Source organism: Janthinobacterium sp. AD80, from assembly GCF_002878455.1.
GTDB lineage: Bacteria > Pseudomonadota > Gammaproteobacteria > Burkholderiales > Burkholderiaceae_D > Janthinobacterium.
Genome location: NZ_NRDQ01000159.1, coordinates 1 through 18,899, shown reverse-complemented (window position 1 = coordinate 18,899; position 18,899 = coordinate 1). Strand labels below are relative to the sequence as shown.

Here is an 18,899-nt window from a genome sequence, read left to right as displayed (position 1 = left end):
CCTGGCGCGCGTCGCCGCCTGCGGCGGCCCGGCCGGCCTGGGCGTGCTGCGGCATTTCGGCGCGTTTGCCGAAACCATCCTCGACAAGATGCTGCTGTGGGGCGGCCTGTATGACACGCGCGGCGTCAGCCTGCACGGTGTCGATGGCGCCGATGGCGTCAACCGCTGCATCGACGAGGGCCGCGGCGCCTTGCTGGTCTGCGCCCATCTGGGCAACCTGGAACTGTGCCGCGTGCTGTCGCGCCGCGATACGCGATTGAAGCTGACCGTGCTCGTGCACACGCGCCATGCGCAGGCTTTCAACCGAATGCTGGCGCGCCTGAATCCCGACAGCCAGCTCAATCTGATGCAGGTGACGGAAATGACGCCCGCCACGGCCATGCTGCTGGCCGAAAAGGTGGCGCAGGGCGAATTCGTGGTGATCGCCGGCGACCGCATTCCCGTCTCGCCGCAGCCGCGCGTGGCCGTGGCGCCGTTCCTGGGCCAGCCGGCTGCGTTTCCGATTGGCCCGTATGTGCTGGCCAGCGTGCTGCAATGCCCCGTGTACCTGCTGTTTTCAACGCGCATCGGCGAGCGCTCGGAAATCCATTTCGAACTGTTCCGCGAATCCCTGCATCTGCCGCGCAAGGCGCGCGAGGCGATGCTGGCCGACCTGGCCGCCGCCTATGCCGCGCGGCTGCAGCACCATTGCCTGCGCGCGCCGCTCGAATGGTTCAATTTCTACGATTTTTGGCAACTCCCCGATACTTCAAGACTGGATACTCCCGATGCAACTCGCTGACCTGAAAAATCCCCGGCGCGCCGTCCGCTTTGACCGCGAGCGCCTGCGCATCGAAGACATTACCGACATCGCGCATGGCCGGGCCAGCGCCGAACTGTCGAGCGACCCCGTGTTCCTGGCGGCGATCGCGCGCGGCGCCGATTTCCTCGACCGCCTGCTGCGCGAGGATGGCACCATCTATGGCGTGACCACGGGCTACGGCGATTCGTGCACGGTCACGGTGCCGCCGGAACTGGTGGCCGAACTGCCGCACCACCTGTACACCTACCACGGCTGCGGCCTGGGCGAATTCTTCACGCCGGCGCAGACGCGCGCCATCATGGCCACGCGCCTGGCATCGCTCTCCAAAGGTTTTTCCGGCGTCAGCGTGGAGCTGCTGGCGCAGATCGCGCGCCTGCTCGACGCCGGCCTGCTGCCGCTGATTCCGTCCGAAGGTTCGGTCGGCGCCAGCGGCGATCTGACGCCGCTGTCCTACCTGGCGGCGGTACTGTGCGGCGAGCGCGAAGTATGGCGCGACGGCGTGCAGGTGCCGGCGGAACAGGCATTGCGCGAAGCGGGCATCACGCCGTTGCGGCTGCGCCCGAAGGAAGGCCTGGCGATCATGAATGGCACGGCCGTCATGACCGCGCTGGCCTGCCTGGCGTATGAACGCGCCGACTACCTGGCCCGCCTGACGACGCGCATCACGGCCATGGCTTCGTTCGCGCTGGATGGCAATGCGCACCACTTCGATGCCACGCTGTTCTCCGTCAAGCCGCATCCGGGCATGCAGCAGGTGGCGGCCTGGCTGCGCGCCGACTTGCCCACCGATAGCTGGGAACGCAATGGCAAACGCCTGCAGGACCGCTATTCGATCCGCTGCGCGCCGCACGTGATCGGCGTGCTGGCCGACGCCCTGCCGTGGCTGCGCTCTTCCATCGAGAATGAACTCAATAGCGCCAACGACAATCCCATCATCGACGCCGAAGGCGAGCGCGTGCTGCATGGCGGACATTTTTACGGCGGCCATATCGCCTTTGCCATGGACAGCATGAAGAACACGGTGGCCAACCTGGCCGACCTGCTGGACCGCCAGATGGCCTTGCTGGTCGACAGCCGCTACAACCAGGGCTTGCCGGCCAACCTGTCGGGCGCCACTGGACCGCGCGCGGCCATCAACCACGGCTTGAAGGCGCTGCAGATCAGCGCCTCCGCGTGGACGGCCGAAGCGCTGAAACTGACCATGCCGGCCTCCGTATTTTCGCGCTCGACCGAGTGCCACAACCAGGACAAGGTCAGCATGGGCACCATCGCCGCGCGCGACTGCCTGCGCGTGCTGGAACTGTGCGAGCAGGTGGCAGCCGCCTTGCTGATCACCGTGCGCCAGGGCGTCTGGCTTCGCTGCAAGGTCAACCCCGACGTGCTGCCGCAGGCGGCGCTGACGGCCATGCTGGAAGCGCTGGCGGCCGATATCGCGCCGGTGGAAGAAGACCGCCGCCTCGACCCGGAACTGCGCGTGCTGCTCGAACGCATGCGCGCCCGGGCCTGGCCGCTGTATGGAGCCGCGAATGACTGAGACGCATAAAGTGCGCGGCAAAAAGGCCGCGCCCAGCCGCTGGTACGCGGAAGTGGAGATGCAGGTGCAGTTTTTCGACCTCGATCCGATGGAAATCGTCTGGCATGGCCGCTACGTCAAATACCTGGAGGTGGTGCGCTGCGCGCTGCTCGACAGCATCGGCTACAACTACGTCGACATGAAGGCCTCCGGCTATGCCTGGCCAGTGATCGACATGCACTTGCGCTACGTGGCGCCGGCCACGTTCGGCCAGCGCCTGACCCTGCGCGCCGACCTGGTGGAGTGGGAAGACCGCCTGAAGATCGACTACCTGGTCAGCGACAGCGCGACGGGCAAGCGCCTGAACCGCGCCAGCACGACGCAGGTCGCCGTGGATATGGCCAGCGGCGAAATGTGCTTTGCCTCGCCGCCCGTACTGTTTGAAAAATTGGGATTGAAGTCCGCATGAAAAAGCATATCAAAATTCTGCTGGCGGGCCTGTGCCTGCTGGCGACGGCGTCCGCGCACGCTGCCGCGCCCGTGGCGAAGATCGAGGCCATGCTGGCCAAGCCGCAGCAGCTGTGCGGCCGCTTCGACCAGAGCAAGCAGCTGGCGGGCATGAAGAAGGCGCTGGCGTCGAATGGGCGCTTCTGCGTGGTGGCGGGCAAGGGCGTGCTGTGGCGCACCCTGCAGCCGTTTCCGAATACCCTGCGCCTGACGCGCGACGAGATCGTGCATTTCCAGGGCGAGCGCGTGGCCATGCGCCTCGATGCGAAGACGGAGCCGGTGGTCAAGATGATCAACAGCGTGCTGTTTTCGCTGCTGGCCGGCGACCTGGCGCAGCTCGATACCCTGTTTGAAGTCGATGGCAGCATCGACGGCGGCACCTGGCAGGTGGCGCTGAAGGCGCGCCAGCCGGCGCTGGCCAAGGCCATCGGCAGTATACGCCTCGATGGCGGCGCCTTCGTGAAAAACATCAGCATCAGCGAAGCGAGCGGCGACCGCACCAGCATCGTGTTTTCGGCGATTGAAACGGGACCGGCCGCCATCACGGCGCAAGAGGCGGCCCTGTTTTGAACGCGCTGACAAAGCGCGGCCGCAACGCCGGGCGCCTGCTGGCCATCGCCTGGGCGCTGGTGGTGGCGCTGCTGCTCGCGCATAACGCCTACCTGTGGCTGGGCAAGCGCATCGCGCCGGAAACCGACATTCTGGCCCTGCTGCCGGTGCAGGAGCGCGACCCGGTGCTGCAGGCCTCGTTTACACACATGGTCGACGCGGCGCAGCAGCGCGTGGCGGTGCTGGTCGGCGCGCCCGACTGGGCCGACGCCAGGCGCGCGGCCGAAGCCTACGGCGCCGTGCTGGCGCGCCACGCGGACCTGTTCCATTCCACGCCGCTCGACGAGCAGACGCAGAACGACTGGCTGGCCCTGTTCCAGCAGCACCGCCTGACGCTGCTGGCGGCACCGCAGGAAACGCAGCTGCGCCAGGAAGCGCCGTCATTCTGGCGCGATGCTGCCCTGAGCCAGTTATACAGCCCGTTTGGCGGGCCGAAACTAGGCGCTTGGCAGGATGATCCCTTCGGCCTGTTCAGCGGCTGGGTGCAGGAGCGGGCGCAGGAAACCCCCGTGCGTCCGCGCGACGGCCATCTGTTTGTCGCCGATGGCGAGCGCCAGTATGTGCTGCTGCCGCTGACCTTGCGCCTACCCGCCTTTTCGCTGGGCGCGCAGGAAAGCGCGCTGCCCGTGCTGGCGCAAGCCGAGGCGGCGGCGCGGCAAGCCGTGGCCGGTGTGGAAATCATCAGCGCCGGCGTGATCCTGCATGCGGCGGCCGCCAGCAGCCAGGCGGCGGGCGAGATGTCGACCATCGGCCTGGGCTCCCTGGCGGGCATCATCCTGCTGACGTGGCTGACCTTTCGCTCGGTCAAGCCGATTGCGCTGATCCTGCTGTCGATCAGCATCGGCTGCCTGGGTTCGCTCTCCGTGTGCTGGCTGCTGTTCGGTAAAGTCCACCTGATGACCCTGGTGTTTGGCGCCAGCCTGATCGGCGTGGCGCAGGATTACGGCATCTACTTCCTGTGCAACCGCCTGGGCGCCGATCCCGCGCTCGACTCGCGCGCCTTGCTGCGCCGGCTGCTGCCGGGCCTGTGCCTGACCTTGCTGGCGGCCGTCATCGGCTATATGGGCCTGGCCTTGACGCCGTTCCCGGGCCTGCGCCACATGGCCGTGTTTTCCGCCCTGGGCCTGGTATTCGCCTGGCTGACCGTGGTCTTCTGGTTCCCCGCGCTGATAGGCGGCGGCAGCCTGAAAAGCGGCGTCCTGGTCGCGCGCTACGGCGCGCGCGCGCGCTGGCCGCTGCTGCGCGCCAATCGCGCCACCTTGATTGGCGGCGTGCTGTTTGCCGTGTTCGCCGTCGTCGGCATCAGCCGCCTGGGCGTCAACGACGATATCCGCCTGCTGCAAACGCCGCCCGCGCACCTGATACGCGACCAGATCAAGCTGGGAAAACTGCTGGACGGCCCCACGCCGGTGCAGTTCTACCTGGTGCGCGGCGACAGCGCAGAGAGCGTGCTGCAACGCGAGGAAACCCTGAAACTGCGGCTGCTGCCCCTGATCGCGCAAAAGCACATCAGTGGCGTGCAGGCCATGTCGAACTGGGTGCCGTCGCTGCAGACGCAGGCGGCGCGCCGGGCCTTGCTCGATGCGGCCATCCTGCAGCCGGGCGCCGCGCTCGACCTGCTGGCGCAGTCCGTCGATGAAGGCCCCGAGTGGGCCGGAAAAGTGCGCGCGCAACTGGAACAGGCAGGCGCGCCGCTGTCGATCGACGCCTTCCTGCAGGTGCCGGCCAGCGAACCGTGGCGTCATCTGTGGCTGGGCAAGGTCGAAGGCGGCTATGCCTCCATCGTCGCCCTGCGCGGCATGCAGTATGCGGCCATCCCTTTGCTGGCGAAGGCGGGCGAGGGCATGCCCGGCGTGCAGTGGGTCGACAAGGTGAGTGAAATTTCTTCGGTGCTGGGGCGCTACCGCGTCTACATGGGCGCCGTGGTACTGGGCGCCTATGTGGTGGTATTCGGCTTGCTGCTGCCCCGTTACCGGCGCCGCACCTGGCGCGTGCTGGCGCCCACGGCGCTGGCCAGCGTGGCGGTCCTGGCCCTGCTAGGTTACTTGAATTTGCCGCTGCAGCTGTTCCACGTGCTGGCGCTGATGCTGCTGCTGGGCGTGGGCGTCGACTACGGCATCTTCATGCAGGAACACCCGGACCGCCGCAACAACACGCCATGGCTGGCCGTGGGACTGTCTGCGGCAAATACCATTCTGTCTTTCGGCTTGCTGGCATTGAGCAAGACGGCGGCACTGCAGGCATTTGGCTTGACGATGCTGATCGGTACGGCGCTGGTCTGGCTGCTGTCGCCGTGCTTTGCCACAGCCGATCCTCGTAGCGCGGCCGATGCCGCAGGAGAAATCTGATGTTTTTGCGTTGTCAACGATGGGCGCCGGCACTGCTGCTGGCACTGGCCGGCTGCGCCAGTACGCCACCTTCGGCGCCGGCGCGCCTGGGCCTGAAACTGGCGCCGCAGGCGCTGGGCGCCACGGTCAGCGTGCAGCAGCATCTGGTCGTCGAACGGGCAGGGCGCATCGACGAACTCGATGCGGCGCTGGAGGTGGAGGCGTCGCACCTGGACCTGGTGGGCCTGGCATTCGGCCAGCGCGTGCTGTCGCTGCATTACGACGGCAAGGAGATGACGTCCTGGCGTCACCTGATGCTGCCGGCACAGGTGCGCGCGGAAGACGTGCTGGAAGACATGCAGCTGACCCTGTGGCCGCGCGAGGCGATCGCCGATGCCTTGCCGGCCGGCTGGCGCATCGAGGACAGCGGCTTGCGCCGCACCCTGTTCCTGCACGACGAGGCGGTGACGGTGATCGACTACAGCGCCATGCCGCGCTGGAGCGGCACGGTGGTGCTCGACAACCTGCGCTACCGCTATCGCCTGACGATACAGAACGCCCCGGAAGGAAGCTGAATGACTGGCCTGACCGTGTATCTGAATGACTGCGGCATCGTCTGCGCGCTGGGCGCCAGCCGGGAAGAAGTGCGCGCGCGCCTGTTCGCCGCGGACAGCGGCGTGCTGCCCGTCGATACCTACACGCCCGGCCGCGTGCTGCCGCTGGGCGTGGTCGATGCGTCACTGCCAGAGATGGCGCAGCACGGCATCGCCGCGCGCAGCCGCAATAACCGGATGGCGCTGGCGGCGCTGGCGCAGATCCGCCCGGCCGTGGAGCAGGCCATCGCCCGCTACGGCGCTGACCGCGTCGCCGTGGTAATCGGCACCAGCACCTCGGGCATAGGCGAGACGGAAGACGCCATCGGCCAGCACGTGGCCGGCGGCGGCTTGCCGCCAACCTTTCACTATGGCCAGCAGGAGATGGCGTCGCCGGCACTGATGCTGGCCGATGAATTGGGCATCGACGGCCCGGCGCTCGTGCATTCGAGCGCCTGCTCGTCGAGCGCCAAGGCGATGGCCAGCGCCGCGCGCCTGATCCGCATGGGTTTGTGCGATGCCGTGCTGACGGGCGGCGTCGATACCCTGTGCGGCTTTACCGTGGCTGGCTTTTCGGCGCTGGCATCCGTCAGCGAACGGCGCTGCAATCCGCTGGGCGCCGGCCGCGACGGCATCAATATCGGCGAAGGCGCGGCCCTGTTCCTGATGACGGCACAGCCGGCCGCCGTGGCTTTGCGCGGCTGGGGCGAATCGTCGGACGGGCACCACATGTCGGCGCCTGATCCCGCAGGCGGCGGCGCGCGCCTGGCCATCGGCCAGGCGCTGGCACGCGCCGGCATCAAGGCGGCGCAGGTCGATTACGTGAACTTGCATGGCACGGCCACGCAGCAGAACGATGCGATGGAAGCGCGCGTGGTCGCCGACCTGTTTGGCGGCCAGGTGATGGCCAGTTCCACCAAGCCCCTGACGGGCCACGCGCTGGGCGCGGCGGCGGCCATCGAGGCAGCCCTGTGCTGGCTGGCGATGCAGGACGATAACGCCGAGGGCTTGCTGCCGCCGCACCTGTGGGATGGCGTGCCGGACGACGCGCTGCCGGCCCTGCGCCTGGCCTTGCCCGGCGCGCGCCTGGGGCGTCCGCTCGACTGGGCGTTGAGCAATTCGTTTGCTTTCGGCGGCTCGAACGCCGCGTTGCTGTTCGGGAGGGGCGCATGAGTTTTCCTCCTATCGGCGAACTGGTGCCGCATTCCGGCGCCATGGTGCTGCTCGACCGGGTGCTGTCGGCCGATGCGGAAAACCTGTGCGCCGAAGTGGCCATCCACGCGGGCAGCGTGCTGTATGACGCCGCGTCGACCGGCGTGGGCAGCTGGGTCGGCATCGAATACATGGCGCAGGCGATCGCCGCGCATGCGGGCTACCGCGCCCGCCTGGCCGGTGCGCCCGTGAAGATCGGTTTTTTGTTGGGGGCGCGGCGCTACGAAGCGCAAGTGCCCCTGTTTGCCGCTGGCAGCCTGCTGCAGGTGCATGTGCAGCAGGCCTTGCAGGGCGAGAATGGACTGGGCGCGTTCGAGTGCCGTATCGAGATGGCCGGCGCCGTGCTGGCGCAGGCGACGATCACGGTATTCCAGCCCGAAGATGCAAAGCAATTTCTGCAGGAGAGTATGAATGGAGCGCAGCATGAGTAAAAGTGTGTTGGTAACGGGATCGTCGCGCGGCATCGGCAAGGCGATCGCCTTGCGCCTGGCGCGCGATGGCTTTGACGTGGTACTGCATTGCCGCAGCGCGCGTGCCGAAGCCGAGGCGGTGGCGCAGCAGATCGCGGCGATGGAACCGGGGCATGGTCGTGTCGCGCGTGTGCTGCAATTCGATATCGGCGACCGTGCCGCGGCAGCCTGCGCGCTGGAAGCGGATATCGCCGAGCATGGCTGCTATTACGGCGTGGTGTGCAACGCCGGCGTGGCGCGCGACAACGCGTTCCCCGCCATGTCGGGCGAAGACTGGGACATTGTCCTGCAAACCAATCTCGATGGTTTCTACAATGTGCTCAACCCGCTGGTGATGCCGATGGTACAGCGCCGCAAGCCGGGGCGCATCGTCACCATCGCCTCCGTGTCGGGCCTGATCGGCAACCGCGGGCAAGTCAATTACAGCGCCGCCAAGGCGGGCATCATCGGCGCCACCAAGGCGCTGGCGCTGGAACTGGCCAAGCGCGCCATCACGGTGAACTGCGTGGCGCCGGGCCTGATCGAGACGGACATGATCAGCGAGGTGCCGCTCGACGAGGCGCTGAAGATGATCCCCGCGCGCCGCGTCGGCACGCCGGAAGAAGTGGCCGCCGCCGTCAGTTTCCTCGTCGGCGAAGAGTCAGGCTACATCACGCGCCAGGTCATTTCCGTCAACGGAGGCATGGCATGAGCCGCCGCGTAGCCGTGACCGGCATGGCCGGCATCAGCCCGATCGGCAACGACTGGCCGGCCATCCGCCAGTGCCTGGGCGAGTACCGCAACGCCGTCGTGCGCATGGACGAATGGGCCGACTATGAAGGCTTGAACACGCAGCTGGGCGCGCCGGCCGCGCCGTTCGCGCTGACGGAGCGCTACAACCGCAAGGCCGTGCGCAGCATGGGACGCATCGCGCTGATGGCCACGCGCGCCAGCGAACTGGCGCTCGAGCATGCTGGCCTGGCCGGGCACCCCGTGGTGAAAAGCGGGCAGATGGGCATTTCCTTCGGTTCGTCCGCCGGCACGCCCAGCGCCATCGGCGACTTTGGCCGCATGATGGAAGAGCGCACCACCAAGGGCATCAACGCCACCACCTACATCAAGATGATGGCGCACACAGCGCCCGTCAACATCGGCGTGTTCTTCGGCGTCACGGGCAGGGTCATCACCACGTCGAGCGCCTGCACCTCGGGCAGCCAGGGCATCGGCTACGCCTACGAGGCGATCGCCGGCGGCAAGCAGCTGGCGATGATCGCCGGCGGCGCCGAGGAACTGTGCGCCACCGAGGCGGCCGTCTTCGACACCCTGTTCGCCACCAGCACGTGCAACGATGCGGGCCATACGACGCCGCGCCCGTTCGACGCCAGCCGCGACGGCCTGGTCATCGGCGAGGGTGCCGGCTGCCTGATCCTCGAGGAATTCGAGCATGCGCAGGCACGCGGCGCCACCATCCACGCGGAACTGGTGGGCTTCGGCACCAACAGCGACGGCTGTCACGTGACCCAGCCGAACGCCGCCACCATGCGCCAGGCGATGCTGCTGGCGCTGGCCGACGCGGGCCTGCAGCCATCCGATATCGGCTACATCAACGCGCACGGCACGGGTACGCAGCAGGGCGATATCGCCGAGTCGCAAGCCACGTTCGAGGTATTCGGCGACCGCACGCCTATCAGCTCGCTGAAAAGCTACATGGGCCACACCCTGGGCGCCTGCGGCGCGCTGGAAGCATGGATCAGCATCGAGATGATGCGCGAAGGCTGGTTCGCCCCGACCATCAACCTGCAGCAGGTCGACCCGCAATGCGCGCCGCTCGACTATATCGCCGGCGAAGGCCGTGCCATTGAATGCGAGTACGTGATGTCGAACAATTTTGCCTTTGGCGGCATCAACACGTCGCTGATTTTCAAGCGTTACCGACCGTGACTTCGTTGCGAGCTGTCTGCCGGCGATACGCCGGCCGTGCGTGCGTGCTGGGCATGCTGGCGGCGCTGGCGGCGTGCGGCACCCTGTCACGCATGGAAATCGACTCCGACCAGGCATCGGGCGAGCGCTATGCCGTCAGCGGCGATCTGCGCAAGGAGGTCGATGCGCTGGCGCAGCCGCTGATCGACAAGGGGGCTACGCCGGGTGTGGTGGTCGGTGTTCTGCTGCCCGATGGCAGCGTGCAGTGTTACGGCTATGGCACGACCGAGCATGCCGTCAGCGGTCACCGGCCCGATGGCGATACCCTGTTTGCCGTTGGGTCGATCAGCAAGGGTTTTTTGAGCGCCACCACGGCGGTGCTGGTGCAGCAGGGCGTCTTTGCCTGGGATGACACGCTCGAGCGGCTGTTGCCGCCAGGCACGCCATTGAGCGCATCCGCGCGCAAGATCACCTTGCTGCAGCTGGTCACGCATACCTCGGGCTTGCCGCGGCAGCCATTTACGCCGCAAACCCTGTTGTACTTTGTCGAATACCTGTTTACAGGCGAGAGCTTTTACCGCCACTTCGACCGTGACTATCTGCTGGCCTACCTGGCCGATTTTGATGCGCCCGCAACGACAGCGCCCAACTATTCGAATATCGGCTATGGCTTGCTGGGCCATGTGCTGGAACTGCGCACGGGAAAAAAGATGGATGCCCTGGTCAGTGAAACCATCTTGCAGCCACTGGCACTCGACAGCACCGGTTATCACCCGCAGGGCTTGCCTGGCTTTGCCGCGCGTGCGCATGGCCATGTCGGCGATCAGCCCAAGTTCATGCGGCGCGGAAGCGAGGCTCCGGATTGGGAGTTCACTGACGTGTTGACGGGCTCGGCTGCCCTGTATTCGACGGCGAATGATCTGCTGCGCTATGCGCGGGCAAATATCCGGGGCAGCGACGATCCCGTGCTGGACAGGGCCTTGCACGACACCCTGAGCGTACGGGTGGACCGGCCGGTCGAGGCGGCGGCACTGGCATGGCTGGTGGATGATATCGATGGCAACAAGATCACCTACCAGGTGGGTTTCGTGGCGGGCTACTCCAGCTACATCGGTCTCGATGTCAAGAACCGGACAGGCGTGGTGGTCTTGCAAAACAGTTTTAACTGGACGAATAGCATCGGCCATCGTTTGTTGTTAAGAATTTCCAAGCGGAAACATATTTCAGCGTAAAATTGCAGTTCAGATAATTAATGGAGTAATTGTGAAGCCTGTTTTTAAGCTGTTATTCGTGATGATGTGTGGCATTGGCGTGGCCGGATGCAAGAGCCGGCCCGTGCCCCATTCGGCCTATCAGACCACCTTGCCGCAAGTGGGGACGGTGGTGACCATCGGCATTGGCGAGAAAATGCTCATCAAGAGCGATGCAGTGGAAACCCGCGCACTGGTGCTGGCGCAGGACCAGCCACTCGGCGAGTTTATCGTGCGCAAGGGAACGTATCCGCAAATTGCGGACAAGGCGGAGTACCAGACCTTTGGCGGCGTGGTCATGGCGACTGCGGGCGGCACCGTGGCCAAGCAGAACAAGCTGCATCTGTTCAGCAAGGATGGCACCATCTGCATCGGCCGCGCGCCATGCGCCAAGTTCGATTACGTCATGGGCGTGACGACCAATTATCAGGCGGCGAGTTTCCAGAATACCTTGATTTATAGCGGACGTATCGGCGACAAGATCACCCTTGGCTACCGTGAGTTCCAGCGCAACGTGGCCCGCCCCGCATTCAATAACGACGTGACGTACGACCTGTCCGAGTCCATGATCTTGGGTTACAAGGGCGCAAGGCTGGAAGTGCTGCACGCGAGCAATACTGAAATCAGCTACAAGGTGCTGGCAGGTTTTGATTGACCCTTGGCTACGCATCTTTTCGCCGTCTCTCGCGTAGCAAGGAAGTTGTAGGCACGTAGCAGTAACTAGCAGGCAAGCAGCAGGGAAGTCGTTCAATCGGTGGCGGGTGCCGTCCGGCAGGTCGGTGGTGCCTGGAAACCATTCCAATAAAAAGAGAAAGAGAATATGCAAAAAGTATCAAAAGCAGTCATTCTGGCCGGCGCATTGCTGTCCGTGTCCATGTTGCAAGGTTGTGCCACAAGCGTCAAGGCGTCGTCGACGCAGAATCCGGCACCGCGCGAGGCCTTCTCGTCGTTTGGCCGTATCGAAGTCAAGCCGACGGTATTTGCCAAAGGTTACGAGGGTAACCAGGCTGGCATGGCGAAAATCGATGAAAACATTCGCAAGGACCTGGCCGAATCGCTGAAAACGTGGAATGCCGGTCCCGCCAACGGTCGCGTGCTGATCATCGAACCGATCGTCGAAGAGATCCAGTTCAAGAGCGGCGCCAAGCGCGTATTCCTGGGTCCATTGGCCGGCAGCTCGGGCGTGCGCATGCGCGTCATGATCCGCGATAGCAAGGGCGTCCTGGTGGCGACCCCGGAATTCTTCCAGCGCGCAGATGCCATGGCAGCCGGCTTTACGCTGGGCGTGCATGACAATCTGATGCTGACACGCGTCGCCAACCTGACCAGCGCGTACATCAAGGCCAACTATGCGCGTGCCGAAGGCGGCCCGACGGGCGCCGATAACAAGGCGGTCGAAGCACCGATGGCAAACTAAGACGGGCGCGCGCGCAAGCGCCAGCACACGCGATGACTATGGCAGCGACGGGCAACCGCGCTGCCATTTTTTGCCGCATGCGGACGAACGATTTGTGGCAGACTGCGCCTTTGCCTATTCCCCTGCCGCCATGTCTCCAGTCTTGTCCGGCGCCACGATCTGGCTGCTCGATAGCCGCACGATCGCTGCTGCGCAGCTGCATCGCTATGTATCCTGGCTGGGACCGGCCGAAGCGGCCCGTTACGCGCGCTTCGCGCGGCCGCTGCGCCAGCGCCAGTTCCTGCTGGGACGCGCCATGCTGCGCGTGGCGATGGGAGAATTGCTGCAGCTGCCAGCAAAGTCCGTCGTGCTGGAAGAACGCGCCGGCCAGGCGCCGCTGCTGCTGTCGCCCGCGCCGGGCGCGCAGTTCAGTATTTCGCACAGCGGCCACTGGGTCGCGTGCGCGCTGAGCGCTACCACGCGGCTGGGGCTCGATATCGAGCTGCGCGACCCTGGCCGCGACGTGCTGGCGCTGGCCGGCCAGGCGTTTGGCGCGGCCGTGGCCGCTGAATTGCAAGGCTTGCCGGAGGCGGCGCGGCTGGCCCTGTTCTACCGGCGCTGGAGCGAAGCCGAGGCGCGCTACAAGCTGGGCGTGGCGGCGGCCAGCTGCGTGGCCGTGGCGCACGCCGAATTGTCCATCGTGCTGTGCAGCGCCGCACCGCTGGCGCAGGCGCCTGCCCTGGTCGTGCCGGGCCTGGTGCCGGATTAATTTCCCCGCACCACGATTTCCTGTATCTGCGGTTCGCGCTGGCGCAGGAAGCGGGTGATGGAGTCGACGCTGACGACGTCGATCTGGCGCGTCATGCGGCGCTCGAAAGGGTGGTCGTCAAAAGCGATATTCGCGCGGAACATGCGCGCGCCCAGGCGCGTGGCGGCGGGTATGCTCAGCGTTTGCGGCGCGTAGCTGGCGCTGCGCAGCCAGCCTTGCGCTTCGGCCCGCGTCTCGATCTTGCCAGGCGCGTTGCTGGCAGCGGCCAGCAGTTCCAGCACCCACTGGTTCGAGTTCTGGTACTTGGTGGAAAACGGGTAGGCCAGCATATTGTAGTGTGCCTCATGCAGGCGCTTGGGCGTGCTCGACGCCAGCAGGCGCGCCAGTTGCTGCTGCGTATCCTGGCCGGGAATCAGGATCAGGGATTCATACATGAACACATCATCCATGAAGAAATTGCCCAAGCCTTCGTTGAACAGCGACGATTGCGCCGTGCCGCATTCATTGAGTTCATGCACCACCAGCCAGCGCCCTTGCGGGTGGTCGCGCCAGGCCAGCGCCACGTGCGAATAGCGCAAATTGTACTTGGACAAGTCCTGGCCGACGCGCGCCACCAGCGCCACTTGCGCGCCCGAACCATCGAGCGCCTGCAAGGTCTTTTGCGCCAGGTCCATGGACTTGGCGAGAGTGGTGGCATCGGTGGGTTTTTCCTCGCACGAGCGCCCCGCATGGGCGGCGCCGGCCAGGGCCAGGCTGATGATCATGGCAGTCAGGTATTTCATGGGGTTCACGCTTTCGAGTGATGAAGGATGGCATTGCCGGCCGCATTCGGCACATAGGCGATGGCCTTGCCGGACAGCACCAGCATGTGGCCTGTCGAGACGGCGACCACCTGGATCACCGTGCCGGCCGCCAGCGACAGGCCCTGCGTGGCTTGCTTGCCCAGCTTGACCGACGCCGTGGCGGCCTTCGAGGCGCCTTTGGCCGTGCTCTTCAGCACGACAATGCTGCCGTCGGCCACGTTTTCCACCGTGTCGATGACGACCTCACCGGCGCTGGCCAGCACGACTATGGAGCCGACCAGCACGATGGCCGACGCCATGCTGGCGTTGTCGGAGGCGCGGGAGCTGTCGGCGTTGGCGGCCTGCGATGTCAGGGTAGCTGCGCACAGCAAGGTCATGGCGAGTATGTGTTTCATGGATGTCCTGTTTTTCTTGATGGGGCTTAGACTTGGGAGTGGTGCAGCAAGGCCTTGCCCAGTTCGTTCGGGATGAAGGCGATGGCCTTGCCGGACAGCACCAGCATGTGGCCGGTGGACAGCGCCACCACGCTGAGCACGGTGCCGGCGGCCAGAGACAGGCCCTTGGCCGCTTGCGTGCTCATCTGTATTGACGCGCCACCCGCTTCGGACGCGCCTTTCAGCACGACGACGATGCCTTCGCCCACCGTTTCCACGCTGGTAACGACGATCTGCCCGGAGGCGACCAGCATCGACATGGAGCCGGCCACCACGATGGCGGAACCCTGGCTCAGGTTTTGCGATCCTTTCGACAGGTTTTCCGAAGCGGCCGCCTGGGCCGAACCCGCCACGGAGCCGGCCAGCAGCAGCGACAAGGACAAGCAGATGGGTAGCAAGCGTTTCATGGGTGTCTCCTTCTTGATATGCCTGATTGGCAGAGGCATGATTGTCGACGCCAGCATTCCGGTCAATCGGAACGCTACTCGTAGTGGGCAGTCATACTTCAAGTATTACTTTTTGATACTATCTTGGCTTGTAGCAATTAAAGGATAGCCATGCCCCAGACCCATGCCTTGATCGAAGCCTTGAAGCGGCTGTTAAAAGCGCGCTCCCTCACCTATGCCGAACTGGCGCAGCGCATCGGCGTGTCCGAAGCCAGCGTCAAGCGCATGTTTTCGCAGAAACAATTTACCTTGCAGCGGCTGGACCAGATCCTGGTGGCCATCGGCAGTGATTTCCAGCAGCTGGCGCAGGCCGTGCAGACGGCACAGGCCACGCCGACCCTGATCACGGGATTGACGTATGCGCAGGAGAAGGAAATCATCGACGATCCCAGGCTGTTCGTGGTGGCCGTCTCCGCGCTGAACCTGCTGCCGCTAGAACAGATCATCGCCATTTACGACATCAGCGAGGCGCAAGCCGTGAAATACCTGCTGCGCCTCGATAAAATCGGTTTTCTGGAACTGCTGCCGAATAACCGGGTCAAACTGCTGGTGGCGCGCACCTTTGCCTGGATACCGAATGGCCCCATCCACACCTATTTCAAGGAGGTTGCCTATGGTGACTACCTGAATTCCCAGTTCGACGGCGAAACGGAATTGCTGCGCCTGGTGAACGTGATGCTGTCGAAAAAATCCACGGCCGCTTTGCTGGAACGCCTGAAGCAGGTGGCTGTGGAGTTCTCGCAGCAGCATCAGGAAGACGCGCGTCTGCCTGGCAATGAACGTTTGGCCATCAGCTTCATGCTGGCGGCACGGCCCTGGATGCCGCAGACCTTCAAGGCATTGCTGCGGCAGTGAGCCAGCATTGCTAAGTCAGCGGCAGTGAGCCAGCAGCAGTGGGCCAGCAGCAGTAAGCCAGCGGCAGTAAGTCAGCATTAGTAAGCCAGCAGCAGTAAGCCAGCAGCAGCAAGGCAGCGGCAGTGAATCTGCTGCGGTAAGTCGGTGGGCGGTGAAGCAGCGGACGGCGCGGGCGCGATATCGTTCTATGTCGCTGCCGAGCGCTTAATGCTCCTGCTTGTCGGTGCTGCCTTGTTCCTGCCCTGGTTCTGGTCCAGGCGCCTGCCCGCGTTCTTGCCCACGTTCTTGTCCTTCTTCCTGCCGTTGTTCCTGCTTCATCTGCGACAGCAAGCGCCAGGCAAAAAAGCCCAGCACGGCCACGCCCAGCAGCAGCGCGGCCCAGAGGGCCGCCAGGCGCCAGCCCGCACCGTCGGGTGTCTTCGCGACGGGGGCATCGCTGGTCAGCGCCACCACGGTGGCCGCCGTGGCGACAGGCAGCGCCAGCAATTCTTCCTGTGTGAAGCCGGGCGCCACCTGCGACAGCGGCAGCTCCGCCGGGCTTGCGCCATTCTTGCCGAAGACCAGTTGATACGGCCCCTTGCCGCTGGCCAGGAACACCAGGTTGGCCGGTGTCCAGCCCAGGCGCAGGACGGAATCGCTGTGCGGATTGCTGCCGCTGTGATATTGCGGCCGCAGCACCCACTGCGTCGTGTGCATGATGGGCATGGCCAGGTCGCCCGAAACCCGTTCCTTGCCATCCATGCTGATGCGGTAGAACGTCGTGTTGAGCAGTGGCTCAAAGTCGGCCGCCTGCGTGGCACGCGCTTGCGGACGCAGGTGCAGGCGCTGGCGTTGGCGCGGCGCTTCGCTTGCCGGGCGATACACGCCCAGGGTGACAGGCATGGACGTGTTGCCCTCGGCCAGCTGCAAGCCGATGCTGTCGGCGGGAATGGCGATCGGCGTGGCATACAGGCGCTCGTCCACGTGCTTGCCCGCCGTCCCCTTCAGTGCGATGGTGGCGCGCGGCGCGGCAATGGCCGTGATACTGACCTGCTGCGCGGCGATGCCGGCGAAAGTGACGGGATCGCCGTACTGCCAGCTCAGCCGCGCATAGCGGAAGGCGCGTGGCGTGAATTCGATACGGTCGTTGGCCAGGGTTTGCGTGTCGCTGTTGCGCAGCCAGTTCAGGGTGGTGGTGGCGATGGCATCCCATTGCTTCAGGTCGTTGCTCACTTCCAGCAGCACTTGCGCATTGTAGTTGTCGGTTCCTGGCGGCAAGGTAAAGCGCAGGGCGCCGATGCGGCTATCCTTGGCGGGCGCGCCAGCATCCAGGATCAGCGCCTGCACGCCAGGCGCCGCACCGGGCGTACTGCCGCCGCGCGCCGTGACGGACAGCAGGCGACCGTCGTTGCCGGTGCGGATCTCCACGCCGTCCAGGTCCGAGTAGGCGGCCGGTGCGCCGGTGATGGGGAAGATACGCACGGGTATCGTGTCGTGCTGCGTGCGCGATTGCGCGGGCGGGGCCGTCAGGGCGAAGGCCAGCGGTTTGCCGCTGCTGTCGAACAGGCGCATGTCGGCCAGGCTGGCCGAGCGCGCGTGCAGGTAGACGTCGGTGGGCACGCTTATGCGGCTCAGGCCGGCACCGGGCCGGGGCGTCAGGGCGATGCTCCAGCGATAGTCCTGCGGCTGGTCTTGCGGCTGCTCCCGGGGCGGTGCTGCCAGCGCGGCACCAGCGAACAAGCATGTGCAAAAGAGGAATGATGGTTTCATGCGGCTCCCGCCTGTGGTTCGGCTGGCGCGGGTGCGGCAGCCTTGGGGAAGGGCGCCAGGTAGCCGATCAGCACCATCAGCAAACCCACGCCCACGAAGGAAACGATGCGCTCGATGCCGCCCACGTTGGACAGGTCGATCAGGAACAGTTTCACGACCACCAGGCCCAGCAGCACGGCGCCCAGGCTCCACTGCTGGCGCCGTTGATGGCGGGCCGCGTGGCGCATCAGCAGCAGAGCCGTGATGCTCCACACCAGCGACAGCATGGCTTGCACGAATTGCGAGGCCAGCATGGCGTCAAAGGTATAGGGCACGCCCAGGTAGTGCGACACCGTGCGCAGCAGCATCAGGTTGAACCAGCCATACAGCAGGCACGCGGCCACGACGGGCAAGCGCGCTTGCCACAGGGCCGGCAGCGGCATCTGGCCCGCTGGCAACAGACGGTAGCTGGCGATGGCCAGCAGGACGGCAAAGCCCGTGCTCAAGTCCAGCGGATTCAGTAGCGGCAAGTAGGGCAGCGGGGCCATGCCGCCGTCGTCGAGCACGTTCCATGCGGCAATCAGCAGCAGTGACCACAGCGCGCCCAGCGGTATCAGGGTGCGCTGGTACCAGCCGGCGATGGGCGCCACGGGCCAGCCGCCCGCGCGGCAGCGGCGGATCAGCCAGGCCAGTGCCAGCATCATGGCCCAGGCCGGCAAGTAGCGGGCCCAGGCAGGACTGACGCTGTCCTCGTGGCGCGCCAGCCAGCTGTTGACGTGCATGGCGCCCACAGGCCACAGCATCAGCCAGGGCGCCGCCGTGCGCAAGGTATGCAGCAGGCGCAGCACACGCACGTCGAGGTTCCAGGGGGCCTTTGGCCAGGCCAGCAGCAGATATTCGCCGGCGGCCAGGGCGCCGGCCAGTGCCAGCCACGACAGGGCCGTCGGCAGGTAGTCGCGCAGGTACAGCGCCAGCAGCAGGTTGGCGCTCCACAAGCCCAGGCCGATCCAGGCCGGCACGCCGAACCAGCGCAGCTGTGGCCAGTCCAGGCGCCGCGCCAGGATGGCGGACACGGGCGCCGTCACGCTGACGGCAAGCAGATACAGCGCCAGCCAGTGCTCGCCCGCGTGCGGCTGCATGCTCAGGTCGCCGTCAAGCAGGCGCAGCAGCCAGCCGGTGAGCGGCACGAGGATGGCGGCAAACCACAGCAAGCCGCTCCACACCAGCAACGGGCGCGCTGCCAGCGCCAGCAGCGCGTCGCCGCCGCGCGCGCGCAGCGCCAGGAA

General features: G+C 65.6%; 20 protein-coding genes. 15 read left to right on the top strand and 5 right to left on the bottom strand.

Annotated elements, in window-relative coordinates; genetic code table 11:
* The 14 genes from JaAD80_RS24110 to JaAD80_RS24045 all read left to right on the top strand — a co-directional run.
* Positions 1 to 781: acyltransferase (locus tag JaAD80_RS24110; RefSeq protein WP_102298317.1), on the top strand; the 781-nt coding region annotated here is incomplete at its 5' end.
* Positions 768 to 2,336: a histidine ammonia-lyase gene (gene hutH, locus JaAD80_RS24105; RefSeq protein ID WP_102298314.1), complete on the top strand. Its 1,569-nt coding sequence runs from the start codon at positions 768 to 770 to the stop codon at positions 2,334 to 2,336. The genes JaAD80_RS24110 and hutH, both read left to right, overlap by 14 nt.
* A complete protein-coding gene (locus JaAD80_RS24100) occupies positions 2,329 to 2,784 on the top strand; it encodes a thioesterase family protein (RefSeq protein WP_102298311.1) in 456 nt (151 codons plus the stop codon). The genes hutH and JaAD80_RS24100 overlap by 8 nt, the downstream gene beginning before the upstream one ends.
* Positions 2,781 to 3,392: an outer membrane lipoprotein carrier protein LolA gene (locus JaAD80_RS24095; RefSeq protein WP_102298309.1), complete on the top strand. Its 612-nt coding sequence runs from the start codon at positions 2,781 to 2,783 to the stop codon at positions 3,390 to 3,392. The genes JaAD80_RS24100 and JaAD80_RS24095 overlap by 4 nt, the downstream gene beginning before the upstream one ends.
* 5 nt (positions 3,393 to 3,397) lie before the next feature.
* Positions 3,398 to 5,779, top strand: coding sequence for an MMPL family transporter (locus tag JaAD80_RS24090; protein WP_102298327.1), 2,382 nt, complete (start codon positions 3,398 to 3,400; stop codon positions 5,777 to 5,779).
* The gene (locus JaAD80_RS24085; protein ID WP_102298306.1) at positions 5,779 to 6,333 is read left to right on the top strand and encodes a DUF3261 domain-containing protein; all 555 of its coding nucleotides are present in this window, start codon (positions 5,779 to 5,781) and stop codon (positions 6,331 to 6,333) included. The genes JaAD80_RS24090 and JaAD80_RS24085 overlap by 1 nt, the downstream gene beginning before the upstream one ends.
* Entirely contained in the window at positions 6,334 to 7,524 is a 1,191-nt protein-coding gene (locus JaAD80_RS24080; RefSeq protein WP_180979566.1) for a beta-ketoacyl-ACP synthase, read from the top strand. It begins immediately after the preceding gene.
* Entirely contained in the window at positions 7,521 to 7,994 is a 474-nt protein-coding gene (locus tag JaAD80_RS24075) for a hotdog family protein (protein WP_102298303.1), read from the top strand. The genes JaAD80_RS24080 and JaAD80_RS24075 overlap by 4 nt, the downstream gene beginning before the upstream one ends.
* A complete protein-coding gene (fabG, locus tag JaAD80_RS24070) occupies positions 7,987 to 8,724 on the top strand; it encodes a 3-oxoacyl-ACP reductase FabG (RefSeq protein ID WP_374755271.1) in 738 nt (245 codons plus the stop codon). The genes JaAD80_RS24075 and fabG overlap by 8 nt, the downstream gene beginning before the upstream one ends.
* Complete coding sequence (locus JaAD80_RS24065) at positions 8,721 to 9,953, top strand: beta-ketoacyl-ACP synthase (protein ID WP_102298298.1); 1,233 nt, start codon at positions 8,721 to 8,723, stop codon at positions 9,951 to 9,953. Before fabG ends, JaAD80_RS24065 begins: the two co-directional genes overlap by 4 nt.
* Before the next feature lie 53 nt (positions 9,954 to 10,006).
* Complete coding sequence (locus JaAD80_RS24060; RefSeq protein ID WP_102298323.1) at positions 10,007 to 11,164, top strand: serine hydrolase; 1,158 nt, start codon at positions 10,007 to 10,009, stop codon at positions 11,162 to 11,164.
* 31 nt (positions 11,165 to 11,195) lie between these two features.
* Entirely contained in the window at positions 11,196 to 11,837 is a 642-nt protein-coding gene (locus JaAD80_RS24055; protein WP_102298296.1) for a hypothetical protein, read from the top strand.
* 165 nt (positions 11,838 to 12,002) lie between these two features.
* Positions 12,003 to 12,599 (top strand): hypothetical protein, encoded by a 597-nt coding sequence (locus tag JaAD80_RS24050; RefSeq protein WP_102298292.1) that lies wholly within the window; start codon positions 12,003 to 12,005, stop codon positions 12,597 to 12,599.
* Between the two features lie 130 nt (positions 12,600 to 12,729).
* A complete protein-coding gene (locus JaAD80_RS24045; protein WP_258003151.1) occupies positions 12,730 to 13,347 on the top strand; it encodes a 4'-phosphopantetheinyl transferase superfamily protein in 618 nt (205 codons plus the stop codon).
* On the opposite strand, the gene JaAD80_RS24040 is transcribed toward JaAD80_RS24045, so the two are convergent.
* Genes JaAD80_RS24040 through JaAD80_RS24030 form a run of 3 tightly spaced genes read right to left on the bottom strand, consistent with a single transcriptional unit; the run spans position 13,344 to position 14,991 of the window.
* Complete coding sequence (locus JaAD80_RS24040) at positions 13,344 to 14,129, bottom strand: DUF2145 domain-containing protein (RefSeq protein ID WP_102298289.1); 786 nt, start codon at positions 14,127 to 14,129, stop codon at positions 13,344 to 13,346. The two genes, JaAD80_RS24045 and JaAD80_RS24040, sit on opposite strands and share 4 nt — an antisense overlap.
* 5 nt (positions 14,130 to 14,134) lie before the next feature.
* Positions 14,135 to 14,545, bottom strand: a complete 411-nt coding sequence (locus JaAD80_RS24035; RefSeq protein WP_146012512.1) for a hypothetical protein — start codon at positions 14,543 to 14,545, stop codon at positions 14,135 to 14,137.
* 26 nt (positions 14,546 to 14,571) lie between these two features.
* Complete coding sequence (locus tag JaAD80_RS24030; RefSeq protein ID WP_102298284.1) at positions 14,572 to 14,991, bottom strand: hypothetical protein; 420 nt, start codon at positions 14,989 to 14,991, stop codon at positions 14,572 to 14,574.
* Between the two features lie 150 nt (positions 14,992 to 15,141).
* On the opposite strand from JaAD80_RS24030, the gene JaAD80_RS24025 reads away from it, so the two are divergent.
* Positions 15,142 to 15,885, top strand: a complete 744-nt coding sequence (locus tag JaAD80_RS24025; protein ID WP_102298280.1) for a helix-turn-helix transcriptional regulator — start codon at positions 15,142 to 15,144, stop codon at positions 15,883 to 15,885.
* Between the two features lie 204 nt (positions 15,886 to 16,089).
* On the opposite strand, the gene JaAD80_RS24020 is transcribed toward JaAD80_RS24025, so the two are convergent.
* Positions 16,090 to 17,634, bottom strand: coding sequence for a DUF3999 family protein (locus JaAD80_RS24020; RefSeq protein WP_102298278.1), 1,545 nt, complete (start codon positions 17,632 to 17,634; stop codon positions 16,090 to 16,092).
* Positions 17,631 to 18,899 (bottom strand): DUF2339 domain-containing protein (locus tag JaAD80_RS24015; protein WP_146012511.1); only part of this gene is annotated, 1,269 nt, incomplete at its 5' end. The genes JaAD80_RS24020 and JaAD80_RS24015, both read right to left, overlap by 4 nt.